Source organism: Pseudomonas sp. JV241A, from assembly GCF_900275665.1.
GTDB lineage: Bacteria > Pseudomonadota > Gammaproteobacteria > Pseudomonadales > Pseudomonadaceae > Aquipseudomonas > Aquipseudomonas wadenswilerensis.
The window spans coordinates 186,595-202,368 of record NZ_OPYO01000035.1 but is presented as its reverse complement, the minus strand read 5'-3'; the positions used below and the strand labels follow the sequence as shown (position 1 = coordinate 202,368).

The following is a 15,774-nucleotide window of genomic DNA, read 5'->3' as shown; positions in this document are numbered from 1 at the left end:
CCTTCAGGAACGCTAGATGAATAACGAAGTACTTACCGACGTCGCTGTGAAAGACGCCCAGCCTGTGCCCGAGCAGATGGTCGAGACCCCGCCGGAACCGCCTGCGGTTGCCGAGCCTGCGCTCGAAGCCCCTGCGGTAGAGGCGCCAGCTCCGGCACCGGTGGCCGCGCCGGCCATCGTCATTCCCGGTCTGGACGACAGCAGCCTGTACATTCATCGCGAATTGTCCCAGCTGCAGTTCAACATCCGCGTGCTGGAACAGGCGCTGGATGAGTCCTATCCATTGCTGGAGCGACTGAAGTTCTTGCTGATCTTCTCCAGCAACCTGGATGAGTTCTTCGAAATTCGTGTGGCGGGCCTGAAGAAACAGATCACCTTCGCCCGTGAACAGGCCGGCGCCGACGGCTTGCAGCCGCACCAGGCGCTGGCGCGGATCAGCGAGCTGGTGCACAGCGAAGTCGATCGCCAGTACGCGATCCTCAACGACGTGCTGCTGCCGGAGCTGGAAAAACACCAGATCCGCTTCATCCGCCGCCGGCACTGGAACACCAAGCTCAAGACCTGGGTGCGGCGCTTCTTCCGTGACGAGATCGCACCGATCATCACTCCGATCGGCCTCGACCCGACCCACCCGTTCCCGTTGCTGGTGAACAAGAGCCTGAACTTCATCGTCGAGCTTGAGGGCGTCGATGCCTTCGGCCGTGATTCGGGCCTGGCGATCATCCCGGCGCCGCGTTTGCTGCCGCGGGTGATCAAAGTGCCGGAGGAAGTCGGGGGGGCTGGCGACAACTATGTGTTCCTGTCCTCGATGATCCACGCTCACGCCGATGACCTGTTCCAGGGCATGAAGGTCAAGGGCTGCTACCAGTTCCGCCTGACCCGTAACGCCGACCTGGCGCTGGACTCCGAGGATGTCGAAGACCTGGCCCGGGCCCTGCGCGGCGAGCTGTTCTCGCGCCGTTATGGTGATGCCGTGCGCCTGGAAGTGGCCGACACCTGCCCCAAACACCTCTCCGACTACCTGCTCAAGCAGTTCAGCCTGAGCGAGAGCGAGCTGTATCAGGTCAATGGCCCGGTCAACCTGACCCGGCTGTTCAGCATCACCAGCCTGGATAGCCACCCGGAGCTGCAATACACGCCGTTCACCCCGGCGATCCCCAAGCTGTTGCAGAACAGCGAGAACATTTTCAGCGTGGTCAGCAAGCAGGACATCCTGCTGATGCACCCCTTCGAGTCGTTCACTCCGGTGGTCGACCTGCTGCGCCAGGCGGCCAAGGACCCGCACGTCCTCGCCGTGCGCCAGACCCTGTACCGCAGCGGTGCCAACTCGGAGATCGTCGACGCGCTGGTCGACGCCGCGCGTAACGGCAAGGAAGTCACTGCGGTGATCGAATTGCGTGCGCGTTTCGACGAAGAGTCCAACCTGCAGATGGCCAGCCGCCTGCAGGCTGCTGGTGCGGTGGTGATCTACGGCGTGGTCGGCTTCAAGACCCACGCCAAGATGATGCTGATCCTGCGCCGCGAAGCCGGCGAGATCGTCCGCTACGCGCACCTGGGTACCGGTAACTACCACGCCGGCAACGCCCGCCTGTACACCGACTACAGCTTGCTGACCTCCGATGACGCCCTCTGCGAAGACGTCGGCAAGCTGTTCAGCCAGCTGATCGGCATGGGCAAGACCTTGCGCATGAAGAAGCTGCTGCACGCGCCGTTCACCCTGAAAAAGGGCATGCTCGACATGATCGCGCGCGAAACCCAGTTCGCCCTCGACGGCAAGCCGGCGCACATCATCGCCAAGTTCAACTCGCTGACCGATCCGAAGATCATTCGCGCGCTGTACAAGGCCAGCCAGTCAGGGGTGCGTATCGATCTGGTGGTGCGCGGCATGTGCTGCCTGCGCCCGGGCATTGCCGGGGTATCGCACAACATTCAGGTGCGCTCGATCATCGGCCGCTTCCTCGAGCACACGCGGGTGTTCTACTTCCTCAATGGCGGCGAAGAGCAGATGTTCCTCTCCAGCGCCGACTGGATGGAGCGCAACCTCGACAAGCGCGTCGAGACCTGCTTCCCGGTCGAGGGCAAGAAGCTGATCCTGCGGGTGAAAAAGGAACTGGAAGGGTACCTGACCGACAACACTCACGCCTGGATCCTGCAACCGGATGGCCGCTACGTACGCAGCACGCCAACCGGCAACCAGAACCCGCGCAGTGCCCAGGCCACTCTGCTCGAGCGCCTGAGCAACCCGGTGCTTATCGTACGCTGAGTACGAAGCCGACCCGGGCCAGCCACTCGGCCTCCAGGCCGAAGTCGGCCTGGGTCAGCTGGTTTTCATCCAGCCAGCCCACAGGGAACTCGACGTCCAGGCTGTCGCCTTTGGCGTGCAGGGTCACCGTGGGCATCTGCTGGGTGCCGCGGATGTGGTGGAACAGGATCGCAAAGCGCAGTAGCACGCACAGGCGGATCAGCTTGGCGGCGTCGTCGCCGAACTCGGCGAACTTGTCCTTGGGAATGTTGCGCCGGTGGCCGCGTACCAGCAGCGCGAGCATCAGTTGGTCTTCCCGGGAGAAGCCGGAAAGGTCGGAGTGCTCGATCAGGTAGGCGCCGTGCTTGTGGTAATGGTAGTGGGCGATGTCCAGGCCCACTTCATGCACCTTGGCCGCCCAGCCCAGCAGTTCACGCCAGATACCGTCTTCCAGGTCCCAGTCCTTGGCCACCTGGTCGAAGGCATGCAGGGCCTTGCGCTCGACCCGTGCCGCCTGTCCCTGATCAACGTGGTAACGCTCCATCAGCGAGGTCAGGGTGCGCTCACGTACGTCTTCGTGGTGATGGCGGCCAAGCAGGTCGTAGAGCACGCCTTCGCGCAGAGCGCCGTCGCAGTGATCCATGCGTTGCAGCTCAAGGGCGTCGAAAATCGCTTCCAGGATCGCCAGGCCTGCCGGGAATATCGCCCGGCGGTCGGGTTTGACCCCGTCGAAGTCAATCTTGTCGGTTTCCCCCAGCTTGAACAGCTTGCGTTTGAGCCAGGCCAGGCCTTCGGCATTGACCTCGCCGCTGCCCATGCCACCGGATTTCAGCGCCAGGCCAATGGCGCGGATCGTCCCCGAAGAGCCGATGGCTTCATCCCAGGTCAGGCGGTGCAGGGCGTTTTCAATGCTCATCAGCTCCAGGCGTGCGGCGGTGTAGGCCTGGGCGTAGCGCGCCGGGGTGATCTTGCCGTCGCGGAAATAACGCTGGGTGTAGCTGACGCAGCCCATCTGCAGGCTTTCGCGCAGCAGCGGCTCGAACCGCTGGCCGATGATGAATTCGGTGCTGCCGCCGCCGATGTCGGCGACCAGGCGCTTGCCCGGGGTGTCGGCCAGGGTATGGGACACGCCAAGGTAAATCAGGCGGGCTTCTTCACGACCGGAGATGACTTCCACCGGGTGGCCAAGGATGGCTTCGGCGCGGCGGATGAATTCGCCACGGTTGCGCGCCTCGCGCAGGGCGTTGGTGCCAACGATGCGTACGGCGCCATCGGGCAGGCCGTTGATCAGTTGGGCAAAACGCTTGAGGCAGTCCAGGCCGCGTTGCATGGACTCTTCGCTGAGCTGGCGCTCTTCGTTGATGCCGGCGGCCAGCTGAACTTTTTCGCCGAGCCGCTCTAGGATGCGGATCTCGCTATGGTGGGCCTTGGCGACCACCATGTGGAAACTGTTGGAGCCCAGGTCTATGGCAGCGATCAAGGACAGATTCTTGGCTGTGGTTTGCGGCATGGTCATGGGTTCTCGGTCGATAACCCGGCAATCCTGCCACGATCCGGCGCTGGCGCCAACGCGCAGCGTATCAAGGCTTGATATGGGGCAGGTTGTGCGGGAAATATGACTTTCCCGTGACAGCAGCGATATGCGCGGTCATGCACAACTATAGTTACACTCAATCGTTCCCGGCTTCCTGTAGGCGGCGGGTGCAGCTATGATGGGCCACGTTTTTTTGCTTACGACCTTGGAGACTTCCATGAGCAGCGATCTTATCAAACACGTCACCGACGCCACCTTCGAAGCCGAAGTTCTGAAGGCTGAAGGCCCGGTGCTGGTCGACTACTGGGCTGAATGGTGCGGCCCTTGCAAAATGATCGCGCCGGTTCTGGACGACATCGCCGCTACCTACCAGGGCAAACTGACCGTCGCCAAGCTGAACATCGACGACAACCAGGAAACCCCGGCCAAGCACGGCGTGCGTGGCATCCCGACGCTGATGCTGTTCAAGAACGGCAACGTCGAGGCCACCAAGGTCGGTGCACTGTCGAAATCTCAGCTGGCAGCCTTCCTGGACGCCAATATCTGAGTGAAAAAAGCCCCGCATTCGTCGGGGCTTTTCTTTATCTGGTGACTAGACGCCAGAAAAAGCAGGTGTTACATTCGGCCTCGCACTGTTTCTTCGGTGCCCTCTGCACGCCGTCGCCGACGCATCCCTAATTCGAATCAGTACGCGATCCTGTCGCCTTCTTTGCGGCGCGGCTTCATTAAGCCAGAAGCTTAATTCCCCCTTCTTACATGATTACGTCACTCCCCTTATGAACCTGACTGAACTCAAGCAAAAGCCGATTACCGATCTGCTCGAAATGGCCGAACAGATGGGCATAGAAAATATGGCCCGTTCGCGCAAGCAAGATGTGATTTTCTCCCTGTTGAAAAAGCATGCGAAAAGCGGCGAGGAAATCTCCGGTGACGGCGTGCTGGAGATTCTCCAGGACGGCTTCGGCTTCCTGCGCTCGGCCGATGCCTCGTACCTGGCCGGCCCGGACGACATCTACGTGTCGCCAAGCCAGATCCGCCGTTTCAACTTGCGTACCGGCGACACCATCGTCGGCAAGATCCGCCCGCCAAAAGAAGGCGAGCGTTACTTCGCCCTGCTGAAAGTCGACACCATCAACTTCGACCGGCCGGAAAACGCGAAGAACAAGATCCTGTTCGAGAACCTGACGCCGCTGTTCCCCAACGAGCGCCTGAAGATGGAAGCCGGCAACGGTTCCACCGAAGACCTCACCGGCCGGGTTATCGACCTCTGCGCCCCGATCGGCAAAGGCCAGCGCGGCCTGATCGTCGCTCCGCCAAAAGCGGGCAAGACCATCATGCTGCAGAACATCGCGGCCAACATCACCCGTAACAATCCCGAGTGCCACCTGATCGTCCTGCTGATCGACGAGCGCCCGGAAGAAGTGACCGAAATGCAGCGCACCGTGCGCGGCGAAGTGGTTGCCTCGACTTTCGACGAGCCGCCAACCCGCCACGTGCAGGTTGCCGAAATGGTCATCGAGAAGGCCAAGCGCCTGGTTGAACACAAGAAAGACGTGGTCATCCTGCTCGACTCCATCACCCGTCTGGCCCGTGCCTACAACACCGTGATCCCGAGCTCCGGCAAGGTCCTCACCGGTGGTGTCGATGCCCACGCCCTGGAGAAGCCGAAGCGTTTCTTCGGTGCCGCGCGTAACATCGAAGAAGGCGGTTCGCTGACCATCATCGCCACCGCGCTGGTCGAAACCGGCTCGAAGATGGACGAAGTGATCTACGAGGAGTTCAAGGGTACCGGCAACATGGAGCTGCCCCTGGACCGCAAGATCGCCGAGAAGCGTGTCTTCCCGGCCATCAACATCAACCGTTCGGGTACCCGTCGCGAAGAGCTGCTGACCGCCGACGACGAGCTGCAGCGCATGTGGATCCTGCGCAAGCTGCTGCACCCGATGGATGAAGTTGCTGCTATCGAGTTCCTGATCGACAAACTCAAGCAGACCAAGACCAACGACGAGTTCTTCTTGTCGATGAAGCGCAAGTAAACTGCTGCGCTGGGCAAGAGCCGGGGCGACCCGGCTTTTTGCTATCTGTACTTTGGCTATTCTGAGCAGCCGAGTTCGGCGCTACACTCTGCAGCCCGACCGCTACGGCAGCCAATACGAGGCTTTTGCATGCAGTATCGCGATTTGCGCGACTTTATCCGTGGCCTGGAACAGCGCGGCGAACTCAAGCGCATCCAGGTGCCGATCTCTCCAGTCCTGGAAATGACCGAAGTCTGCGACCGCACCCTGCGCGCCAAAGGCCCGGCCCTGCTGTTCGAAAAACCTACCGGCTTCGACATTCCGGTGCTCGGCAACCTGTTCGGTACCCCGGAGCGGGTAGCCATGGGCATGGGTGCCGAGTCGGTCAGCGAGCTGCGCGAAATCGGCAAACTGCTGGCCTTCCTCAAGGAGCCCGAGCCGCCGAAAGGCCTCAAGGACGCCTGGTCGAAGCTGCCGATCTTCAAAAAGGTCGTGGCAATGGCGCCGAAGGTGGTCAAGGATGCGCCGTGCCACGAAGTAGTCATCGAAGGCGACGATGTCGATCTGGGCCTGCTGCCTGTGCAGCATTGCTGGCCGGGCGACGTTGCGCCGCTGATCACCTGGGGCCTGACCGTTACCCGCGGGCCGAACAAGGACCGCCAGAACCTGGGTATCTATCGCCAGCAGGTAATCGGCCGCAACAAGGTCATCATGCGCTGGCTGAGCCATCGCGGCGGCGCCCTGGACTATCGCGAATGGTGCGAAAAGCACCCCGGCCAACCCTTCCCGGTGGCCGTGGCCCTGGGCGCCGACCCGGCGACCATTCTCGGTGCTGTGACGCCGGTGCCTGATACCTTGTCCGAATATGCCTTCGCCGGCCTGCTGCGCGGCAACCGCACCGAGCTGGTCAAATGCCGTGGCAGCGACCTGCAGGTGCCGGCGACAGCCGAAATCATTCTCGAAGGCGTGATCCATCCGGGCGAAATGGCCCCGGAAGGGCCGTACGGCGACCACACCGGTTACTACAACGAAGTCGACAGCTTCCCGGTGTTCACTGTCGAGCGCATCACCCACCGCACCAAGCCGATCTACCACAGCACCTACACTGGCCGTCCGCCAGATGAGCCGGCGATCCTCGGCGTGGCGCTGAACGAAGTGTTCGTGCCGATCCTGCAGAAGCAGTTCCCGGAGATCACCGACTTCTACCTGCCGCCTGAGGGCTGCTCGTACCGCATGGCGGTGGTGACCATGAAAAAGCAGTACCCGGGCCACGCCAAGCGCGTAATGCTGGGTGTCTGGTCGTTTTTGCGACAGTTCATGTACACCAAGTTCGTTATCGTCACCGACGACGATATCAATGCGCGGGACTGGAACGACGTGATCTGGGCAATTACCACGCGGATGGACCCCAAGCGCGATACGGTGATGATCGACAACACCCCGATCGATTACCTGGACTTTGCTTCGCCGGTGTCCGGGCTGGGATCAAAAATGGGCCTGGATGCCACCCACAAGTGGCCGGGTGAAACCACCCGCGAGTGGGGCCGGGTCATCGTCAAGGATGAGGCCGTCACTCGGCGGATCGATGAGCTTTGGCATCAGTTGGGAATAGACTAAATGCAGGTAACCTTGCAGCCGTCCGGGGCCGTGTTGGCGCTCAAGCCCGGAGAAAGGATTCTGGATGCGGCGCGGCGCCTGGGCTACGACTGCCCGCAGAGCTGTCGCAACGGTAACTGCCATGTCTGCGCCGCGCTGCTGGTCGAAGGCCGGGTGCGCCAGGATGGCGTCGAGCGTGATCACGGCGAGCTGTTCACTTGCATCGCCGAGCCCCTGGAGGACTGTGTCTTGTTGTGGGATGGCGTGCTGGCCCTGGGCGAATTGCCGGTACGGACCCTGGCCTGCCAGCTCAGCGAATGCGTGGAAGTCGGCGGCGACGTCTGGCGCGTGCGCCTGCGTGCGCCAGCCGGCAAGCCACCGCGCTACCATGCTGGGCAGTACCTGATGATCGAGCGTGACAGCGGCGACAAGGCCGCCTTCTCACTGGCCTCGGCACCGCACAGTGGCCGCGACCTTGAGCTGCATGTGCTGGCCCGCGAGAACAGCGCACTTGAGCTGATCGCCCAGTTGCAACGCAATGGCATGGCACGGCTCGAGATGCCGTTTGGCGACACGCACCTGGCGGAGTTGCCCGACGGCCCGCTGGTGCTGATCGCCGCCGGTACCGGCATGGCGCAGATGCACAGCCTGATCGAGCATTGCCGGGCCAGCGGTTTCAAGCACCCGGTGCACCTGTACTGGGGCGTGCGCCTGCCGGACGACTTCTACCAGATCGAGCACTGGGCCGAATGGGAGCACCTGCCCAACCTGTTCCTGCACAAGGTGGTCAGCGATCTGTGTGGTTGGGAAGGGCGCTGCGGCCTGCTGCACCAGGCGGTGTGTGAAGACATCAGCGACCTGGCCGGTGTGCATGTCTATGCCAGCGGCTCGCCGAACATGATCTATGCCACGCTCGATGCCCTGGTCGAAGCCGGCATGGATGCGCATCAAATGCGCGCCGATGTATTCGCTTATGCCCCACGCAATTGAATGACGGAATAAGGCACGCTGCAACAGCGTGCCGGCTTAAATAACGGTTGGCGTTGCCCGTGGTGATAAGCCAATAATTATTGGCAACAACGAAAATAACTTTCGCTACACTTGAAACAGTGCACCTGTTATCGCACCTGCACGGCCGTTGTTGCCGTCTCCGGAGGCCTGGGGGCTTGTATTGCAGCGCTTATCTGCCGTACGGTAACTCGGTGCGCAGTGCTTTGGCTTATAGTGCAGTGCTTTGGTAATTCACGGGGAAGTGTGGCGGCAGCTATGTCGGCGATCGAAACTGCATCTTTGAATGTGGCATATCCTCCTTTGCTTGATTTCGGGGAACAATTAACCCGCGAGCAACTTGTACATTCAGTTCAACACACCATGTCCCGGCATCAGGGCGGCCCGGTGTGGTTGTTTGCCTACGGCTCGTTGATCTGGCGCCCGGAGTGCAATGCCGCCGAAAGGCGCCGGGCGCGGGTGCATGGTTATCATCGTGGTCTGTACCTGTGGTCCCACGAGCACCGCGGCACGCCGGAATGCCCGGGTCTGGTCTTCGGCCTGGATCGCGGTGGTTCGTGCAGCGGTTTCGCCTACCGCTTGCCGGACGACTGCCTGGAAGAATCGCTGCTGGCCTTGTGGCAACGGGAGATGCCTTACCCGGCCTATCGTCCGCACTGGCTCAATTGCCGTCTTGAGGATGGCAGCAAGGTCCAGGCCCTGGGCTTCGTACTCGAACGCCACTTGCCGTGCTACGCCGGCAATTTGCCGGACACCTTGCTCAGTCAGATCTTTGCCAGTGCCAAGGGTCGTTATGGCACTACCCGCGACTATGTCGAGCAGACCCTCGATGCCCTGCGCAGCCACGCCATGCCGGATCGCAATCTGGAGGCGCGCTTTCGGCGTTGTCATTCCAGGTAGGAGCGGGCTTGCCCCGCGATGAGGTCGGTAATGTGGGAGGCATTGCGGGGCAAGCCCGCTCCCACAGCTTCAGCTGTTTAGGCCATGGTCACTACCAGCTTGCCTACCGCCTTGCGCTGGCCAAGCATCTCGATGGCTGCACCGGCTTCAGCCAGCGGGAAGGTTTGCGACACCAGCGGCTTGAGCTTGCCCTCGGCAAACCAGGCAAACAGCTGCTGAAAGTTCGCCGCGTTGTCAGCCGGCTGGCGTTGGGCAAAGGCGCCCCAGAACACCCCGAGCACCGCCGCACCCTTGAGCAGCGCCAGGTTCACCGGCAGCTCGGGGATGCGTCCGCTGGCAAACCCGACCACCAGCAGCCGGCCATTCCAGGCGATACCGCGCACCGCCTGGTCAAACAGGTCGCCACCCACCGGGTCGTAGATCACATCGGCGCCATTGCCGCCGGTCAGGCGTTTGATCTCGTCCTTGAGGCTGGCTTCGCTGTAGTTGATCAGCTCGTCGGCACCGGCAGCCTTGGCCACGGCCAGCTTCTCGGCACTGCTGGCTGCGGCAATCACCCGCGCGCCCATGGCTTTGCCAATTTCCACCGCCGCCAGGCCGACACCGCCGGAAGCACCGAGCACCAGCAGGGTTTCCCCGGCCTTGAGCTGGCCGCGCTGGCTGAGCGCATGCATCGAGGTGCCGTAGGTCATGCCGAAGGCCGCAGCGGTGGTGAAGTCCATCTGCGCTGGAATCGGCAATACGTTATAGGCCGGCACCGCCACCTGTTCGGCAAAACTGCCCCACCCGGTCAGGGCCATGACCCGGTCGCCGACCTTCAGGTTGCCAGCCTTTTCGCCCACGGCGCTGACCACGCCAGCGGCTTCGCCACCCGGCGAGAATGGCAGTGGTGGTTGGAACTGGTACTTGCCTTCGATGATCAGGGTGTCGGGAAAGTTGACCCCGGCGGCCTGCACGTCCAGCAGGATCTCGTTCTTCTTCGGCACCGGGCTGGCGACGTCTTCCAGGACCAGGTTTTGCGCCGGGCCAAGGGCTTTGCACAACACTGCTTTCATCGGGACTATTCCTTTGCGCGTAGTGGCCGATAAGTGTAGGTGGGCGAGGTGCCGGGTCAACGAGCATGGCCCGCCCTGATAGGCCGGCATAAGCCCGGGCTTGGGTTTGACCGGTGCGCTGGGTATGCTGGCGCCAACTGTATGAGGAGCGAATTCGTGAAAGCGTGGATCTTGATGGTACTGGCGCTGATGCTGCCGATGGCGGCCATGGCCGAGGAAGCCAAGGAAGGGGAACCGAAGGTTTCCTATATTTCCCTCACCCCGCCTTTTGTGGGTAACTACGCCCTCGATGGCGGGTCGAAATTGCGCGTGTACAAGGCCGACGTGGCCCTGCGGGTCAACAGCGACGCCGCGGCGGCAGCAGTGCGTCATCACGAGCCGTTGATCCGTAACCAGCTGGTTGCCCTGTTCACCCAGCAGAACCTCGAGAGCATGAGTAACGTCGAGGCCAAGGAAAAGCTGCGTCAGGAAGCCCTGAAGCAGGTCCAGCAGGTGCTCGAAACCGAAGAAGGCAAGCCGACGGTCGACGACCTGCTGTTCAACAACCTGATCGTCCAGTAATCACGACGTCAGGCTGCGGCGAAAGCGCGCCAGGGCAATCGCGAAGAAGGCCAGGCCAATGGCGGCGAGCGCTGCGATGTCTGGCCAGACTACTTCCAGCCCGGCGTCACGGAACAGGATGGCTGCACTCAGGCTGACGAAGTGGGTCGAGGGCGAGCCCTGCATCACCCACTGCAGCCACTGCGGCATGCTGTCCAGTGGCGTGCTGCCGCCCGAGAGCAACAGCATCGGGATGATCACCGGGATGGCCAGCAGGCCGAACTGCGGGGTCGAGCGTGCCAGGGTGGCGAGGAAGATCCCCAGCGCGGTGCTGGCGAACAGGTACAGCGCCGTCACCGCCAGAAACAACCCCAGCGATCCCGCCAGTGGCACCCCCAGCGCCCCTTTGACGATCACTTCCAGCGACACCCAGGTGCACAGCACCACCACCAGGGCGTTGCTGCCGATCTTCGCCAGCATGATTTCCAGGGCGGTCAGCGGCAGCACCAGCAGGTGGTCGAGGGTGCCGTGTTCGCGCTCGCGCAGCAGTGCCGTGCCGGTGAGGATGATGGCCAGGATGGTGATGTTGTTGACGATCTGGATCACCGCCAGGAACCAGCCACCCTCAAGGTTGGGGTTGAACAGCGCCCGGGCGCTGAGCAGCGCCGGGCTGCCGGCAGTGGCCGAGCCCTGGTTGGCGTAGTCGAGCAGTTCGCGTTCGACGATCCGGCCGATGTAGCCGGCGCCCATGAATGCCTGGCTCATGGCCGTGGCGTCGACGTTGACCTGCAGCTCCGGCGAGCGTCCGGCCAGCAGGTCGGTCTGGAAGTTCACCGGCACGTTGATCACAAAGGTGTAGCGGCCGCTGTCCATGGCCTGGTCGAGCTGATCGTAGGCCAGTGGCACAGCGCGCTGGAACTCCGGTGGTTGCAGGGCTTCGGCGAGCTTGCGCGAAACCAGGCTATGGTCTTCGTCGATCACCGCGACGCTGGCGTTGTGCACGCCGATCACCGAGCCTGCGGCCGGCATGTAGATCGCCACGCTGAAGGCATACAGCAGGAACAGCAGCAGCACGCTGTCATGACGCAGGCTGGTCAGCTCCTTGAGCCCCAGGCGCAGGGTGTGTGCCAGACGATGCATCAGACCTCCTGCTTCTTCAGCATGGCCAGACTCAGGCCGGTGAAACCGACAAAGAAGCCCAGCAGTGCCAGGCATTGCGGCCAGAGTTCACGCAAGTCCAATGCCTTGGTGAAGGTGCCGACAGCGATATCGAGAAAGTAACCGGCCGGGAACAACTGCCCCATCAAGGTCGCAGCGCCGTCGAGCGAGGAGCGCGGCACGATCAGCCCGGAGAACTGAATGGTCGGCAGGCTGGTGATGATCATGGTGCCGAGGATCGCGGCGATCTGGGTACGGGTGAAGGCCGAGATCAGCAGGCCCAGGCTGGTGGTCGCCAGCAGGTACAGCAAGCCACCGCAGGCCAGTGCCAGGGCGCTGCCCTTGAACGGCACGCCGAACAGCCAGCGGTTCATTGCCACCAGCAGCGCCAGGTTGATCATGCTCACCGCCAGGTACGGCGCCTGCTTGCCGAGCAGGAACTCCAGGCGGGTCAGTGGCGTGGCATAGAAGTTGGTGATCGAGCCCAGTTCTTTCTCGCGCACGATACCCAGCGCGGTGAGCATCGCCGGAATGAACGCCAGGATCAGCGCCATCACCCCAGGGCCGATGGCGTTCACGCTGACCACATCCTGGTTGTAGCGAAAGCGGGTTTCCAGGCGCACCGGGGTTTGCCCGGGCCGGGACTTGCTGCTCAGCGCCGCCAGTTGTTCAAGGTTGGCCTGGTGCACGGCCTCGACATAGTTGCGGCTGGTCTCGGCGCGAAACGGCATGCCGCCATCCAGCCAGGCCGCGACTACCGGCTGGCGCCCGGCGTACAGGTCGCGGCCAAAACCTGGCGGAATCTCCAGGGCCAGTTTGATTTCCGAGCGCTGCAGGCGTTTATGCAACTGTGCGGCATCGCGGATCGGTGTCTGCTCGGCGAAGTAGCGTGAGCCGCGGAAGGCTTCCAGGTAAGCGCGGCTTTGCGGGCTCTGGTCCTGGTCGTAGACGGCGAAGGCGAGGTTCTCCACATCCAGGGAGATGCCATAACCGAAGATCACCATCATGAACAGCGCGCCGAGCAGGGCGAAAGCCAGGCGCACCTTGTCGCGCAGCAGTTCCTTGCCTTCGCGGGTGGCGACGGCGAACAGGCGCTTGAGGCTGAAGCCGCGGCGCAGGTGCAACGGCGCTGCGTTGGCTGGAGTATCGAGCTGGGTGCTGACCGTCGGCGCTTCGCTGGCTCCCTGAGCCTGTTCCAGGCAGGTGACGAAGGCGTCTTCAAGGGTCTCGCCACCAAACTGCTGCTGCAGCGCCGCCGGGGTATCGCAGGCCAGGACCTTGCCGGCATGCATCAGGGAAATCCGGTCGCAGCGCAACGCTTCGTTCATGAAGTGGGTGGAGAGGAAGATCGTCACCCCCTGGTCTCGCGACAGCTCGATCAGCAGGCGCCAGAAATCATCGCGGGCGGCGGGATCGACGCCTGAGGTGGGTTCGTCGAGGATCAGTACTTCCGGGCGGTGCAGCACTGCCACCGCCAGTGACAGGCGCTGGCGCAAGCCCAGGGGCAGGGCGCCGGACTGCTGGTCGGCGATGGCGCCCAGGTCGAAACGCTCGATCAACTCGGCGATACGCGGGCCACTCTCGGCCTTGGGCAGGTCGAACAGCCGCGCATGCAGGTCAAGGTTCTGTCGCACGCTGAGTTCGCCATACAGCGAGAAGCTCTGGGACATGAAACCGACGCGCTTGCGCGTGGCCAGGTCCTTGGCGTTCACCGGGCGGCCGAGCAGGGTGGCGCTGCCTTCGCTGGCCGGCATCAGGCCGGTGAGCACTTTCATGGTGGTGGTCTTGCCGCAGCCGTTGGAGCCGAGAAAACCGAAGATCTCGCCACGGCCGATGGCGAAGCTGACCTTGTTCACGGCGGTGAAGTCGCCAAAGCGCAAGGTCAGTTCGTGGGCCTCGATGGCGATCTCGGCATTGCCGGTGTCACGCGCAGGGATCACCAATGGCTGCTGGCTGTGCTGGCTGTCGCCCTGGAAGTGGGTAAAGGCGTCATCGAGCTTGTGGCTGGCGGTGGCTGCGGCCAGTTCTTCGCTCAAGCCCGCGGCAATCAGCCGGCCACGATCAAGCATCAGGCAGTGTTCAAACTGTTCGGCTTCTTCCATGTAGGCCGTGGCCACCAGCAGGGTCAGTTGCGGTCGCTCCTGGCGTACCTGTTCGACCAGCTCCCAGAAGCGCCGGCGCGACAGCGGGTCGACGCCGGTGGTGGGTTCGTCGAGAATCAGCAGGTCCGGTTCGTGGATCAGCGCACAGCACAGCCCGAGCTTCTGCTTCATGCCGCCCGACAACTTGCCCGCCGGGCGCTCGGCAAAGCGCAGCAGGTCGGTGGCCAGCAGCAGGTTGTGCATGCGCTGTTCGCACTCCTTGGCGCCAAGGCCGAACAGGGTGGCGAAGAAGCGGATGTTCTCGCTGATCGAAAGCTCAGGGTAAAGGTTATTGCCCAAGCCTTGGGGCATGAAGGCGATGCGCGGGTACAGGTTGTTGCGATGGCGGCGCTGGCGGATCGAGCCGCCGAGCACCTGCAGCTCGCCGCTTTGCAGTTTCTTGACCCCGGCGATCAGCCCGAGCAGGCTCGACTTGCCGGCGCCGTCCGGGCCGATGAGGCCGCAGCGGGTGCCAGCCGGCAGGCTGAAGGCGATGTCCTGCAGGGCACTCAGCCCACCGTAGCGGTGGTTGATGCCCTCGGCGTTCAGCGCCAGCGCGCTCATTGCAGGTTGGCCGGCCAGTCCACATCAGCGGTGCGCACATAGCCTGCGCCCGGCATGCCGGGTTTGGCCTGGGGCACGGCGCTCGGTTCGGTCAGGCGCAGCTTGACCCGGAACACCAGCTTCTGGCGCTCGTCACGGGTTTCCACTTGCTTGGGGGTGAACTGTGCCTTGGCCGCGACGAAGGCAATCTTCGCCGGCAAGGCCCGGTCGGGCAGGGCGTCGAGGACGATGCGCGCCTGGTCGCCGACAGTCAGGCGGCCTGTGGTGGAGGCGGGCAGGTAGAGGTTCATGTACTGGTCGCTCGGGTCGATCAGCATCAATACGCGGCCGCCAGCACCGAGCACTTCGCCAGGTTCGGCCAGGCGCAGCTGGATCACGCCGTTGATCGGCGCGCGCAGGCTGCTGTCGTCGATTTCGCTGGTCAGTTGCGCGACCTGGGCTTCGGCAGCGCCGATGGCCGCCTTGATTGCCGCCAGTTGCGCGCGGGCGGCGACCACGGCCGAGTTGCTGGTGTCGTAACGGGCCTGCTGCTGGTCGAGCAACTGCTGGCTGGCATATTTGCGCTGGAAGATTTCGCGTACGCGCTTGAGCTCCTGGCTGGCCAGCAATTGCTCGCTCTGGCGCAATTGCACCGTGGCCTGGGCCGCGGAGTAGTTCTCCCGGGCGCGCAGCACTTCGGCTTCGGCCTGGCTGCGCTGGGCTTCGAGGGTGCGGGTGTCGATGCGGGCGAGCAACTGGCCCTGTTTGACCGTATCGCCTTCATCGACCAGTACTTCGGCCAGGCGCCCGGGGATCTTGCTGGCGATCTGCACTTCAGTGGCTTCGAGCCGGCCGTTGCCCATGCTCAGGCCTTCGGGCAGGCGGTCATGCAGGGACTTCCAGTAGCCCAGGCCACCTGCGGCCAGGAGCAGGGCGATCAAGGCGCCGGCGAAGAGTTTGGGGGTGTGTTGGCTCATCGACATGGTTGGGCAATCCTTGCTGCATTAACGTCAAATTGTGACGCCGCACCGGTCCTGGTGCG

At 63.0% G+C, this 15,774-nt stretch carries 12 protein-coding genes; 7 read left to right on the top strand and 5 right to left on the bottom strand.

Annotated features, from left to right (window positions below):
* Positions 1-16 precede the first annotated feature (16 nt).
* A complete protein-coding gene (ppk1, locus tag JV241A_RS24645; protein ID WP_134064911.1) occupies positions 17-2,263 on the top strand; it encodes a polyphosphate kinase 1 in 2,247 nt (748 codons plus the stop codon).
* Here the strand turns inward: ppk1 and ppx are convergent.
* A complete protein-coding gene (ppx, locus tag JV241A_RS24640; protein WP_115084999.1) occupies positions 2,250-3,752 on the bottom strand; it encodes an exopolyphosphatase in 1,503 nt (500 codons plus the stop codon). The genes ppk1 and ppx overlap by 14 nt on opposite strands.
* Before the next feature lie 241 nt (positions 3,753-3,993).
* On the opposite strand from ppx, the gene trxA reads away from it, so the two are divergent.
* The 5 genes from trxA (at position 3,994) to JV241A_RS24615 (ending at position 9,295) form a co-directional block, all read left to right on the top strand.
* Positions 3,994-4,323, top strand: coding sequence for a thioredoxin TrxA (trxA, locus tag JV241A_RS24635; RefSeq protein ID WP_045201042.1), 330 nt, complete (start codon positions 3,994-3,996; stop codon positions 4,321-4,323).
* Positions 4,324-4,552: 229 nt separating this feature from the next.
* Entirely contained in the window at positions 4,553-5,812 is a 1,260-nt protein-coding gene (rho, locus tag JV241A_RS24630) for a transcription termination factor Rho (RefSeq protein ID WP_028942380.1), read from the top strand.
* 129 nt (positions 5,813-5,941) lie between these two features.
* Complete coding sequence (gene ubiD / locus JV241A_RS24625) at positions 5,942-7,408, top strand: 4-hydroxy-3-polyprenylbenzoate decarboxylase (protein WP_115084774.1); 1,467 nt, start codon at positions 5,942-5,944, stop codon at positions 7,406-7,408.
* Positions 7,409-8,377 (top strand): CDP-6-deoxy-delta-3,4-glucoseen reductase, encoded by a 969-nt coding sequence (locus tag JV241A_RS24620; protein WP_115084775.1) that lies wholly within the window; start codon positions 7,409-7,411, stop codon positions 8,375-8,377. It abuts the gene before it with no gap.
* A gap of 276 nt (positions 8,378-8,653) precedes the next feature.
* Entirely contained in the window at positions 8,654-9,295 is a 642-nt protein-coding gene (locus tag JV241A_RS24615) for a gamma-glutamylcyclotransferase (RefSeq protein ID WP_115084776.1), read from the top strand.
* A 77-nt stretch (positions 9,296-9,372) separates the two neighbouring features.
* Here JV241A_RS24615 and JV241A_RS24610 read toward each other — a convergent pair whose 3' ends face one another.
* The gene (locus JV241A_RS24610) at positions 9,373-10,350 is read right to left on the bottom strand and encodes an NADPH:quinone oxidoreductase family protein (protein WP_134064909.1); all 978 of its coding nucleotides are present in this window, start codon (positions 10,348-10,350) and stop codon (positions 9,373-9,375) included.
* A gap of 156 nt (positions 10,351-10,506) precedes the next feature.
* Here JV241A_RS24610 and JV241A_RS24605 point away from each other — a divergent pair, with 156 nt between their 5' ends.
* A complete protein-coding gene (locus JV241A_RS24605; protein ID WP_115084778.1) occupies positions 10,507-10,911 on the top strand; it encodes a flagellar basal body-associated protein FliL in 405 nt (134 codons plus the stop codon).
* Here the strand turns inward: JV241A_RS24605 and JV241A_RS24600 are convergent, their stop codons facing one another.
* From JV241A_RS24600 to JV241A_RS24590, 3 genes are read right to left on the bottom strand one after another with little or no spacing between them, the layout of a single operon-like run.
* Complete coding sequence (locus JV241A_RS24600) at positions 10,912-12,030, bottom strand: ABC transporter permease (RefSeq protein WP_115084779.1); 1,119 nt, start codon at positions 12,028-12,030, stop codon at positions 10,912-10,914. It lies immediately after the preceding gene.
* Positions 12,030-14,753, bottom strand: coding sequence for a ribosome-associated ATPase/putative transporter RbbA (gene rbbA / locus JV241A_RS24595; RefSeq protein WP_134064907.1), 2,724 nt, complete (start codon positions 14,751-14,753; stop codon positions 12,030-12,032). Before rbbA ends, JV241A_RS24600 begins: the two co-directional genes overlap by 1 nt.
* Positions 14,750-15,709, bottom strand: coding sequence for a biotin/lipoyl-binding protein (locus JV241A_RS24590; RefSeq protein WP_115085000.1), 960 nt, complete (start codon positions 15,707-15,709; stop codon positions 14,750-14,752). The genes rbbA and JV241A_RS24590 overlap by 4 nt, the downstream gene beginning before the upstream one ends.
* Positions 15,710-15,774 lie beyond the last annotated feature (65 nt).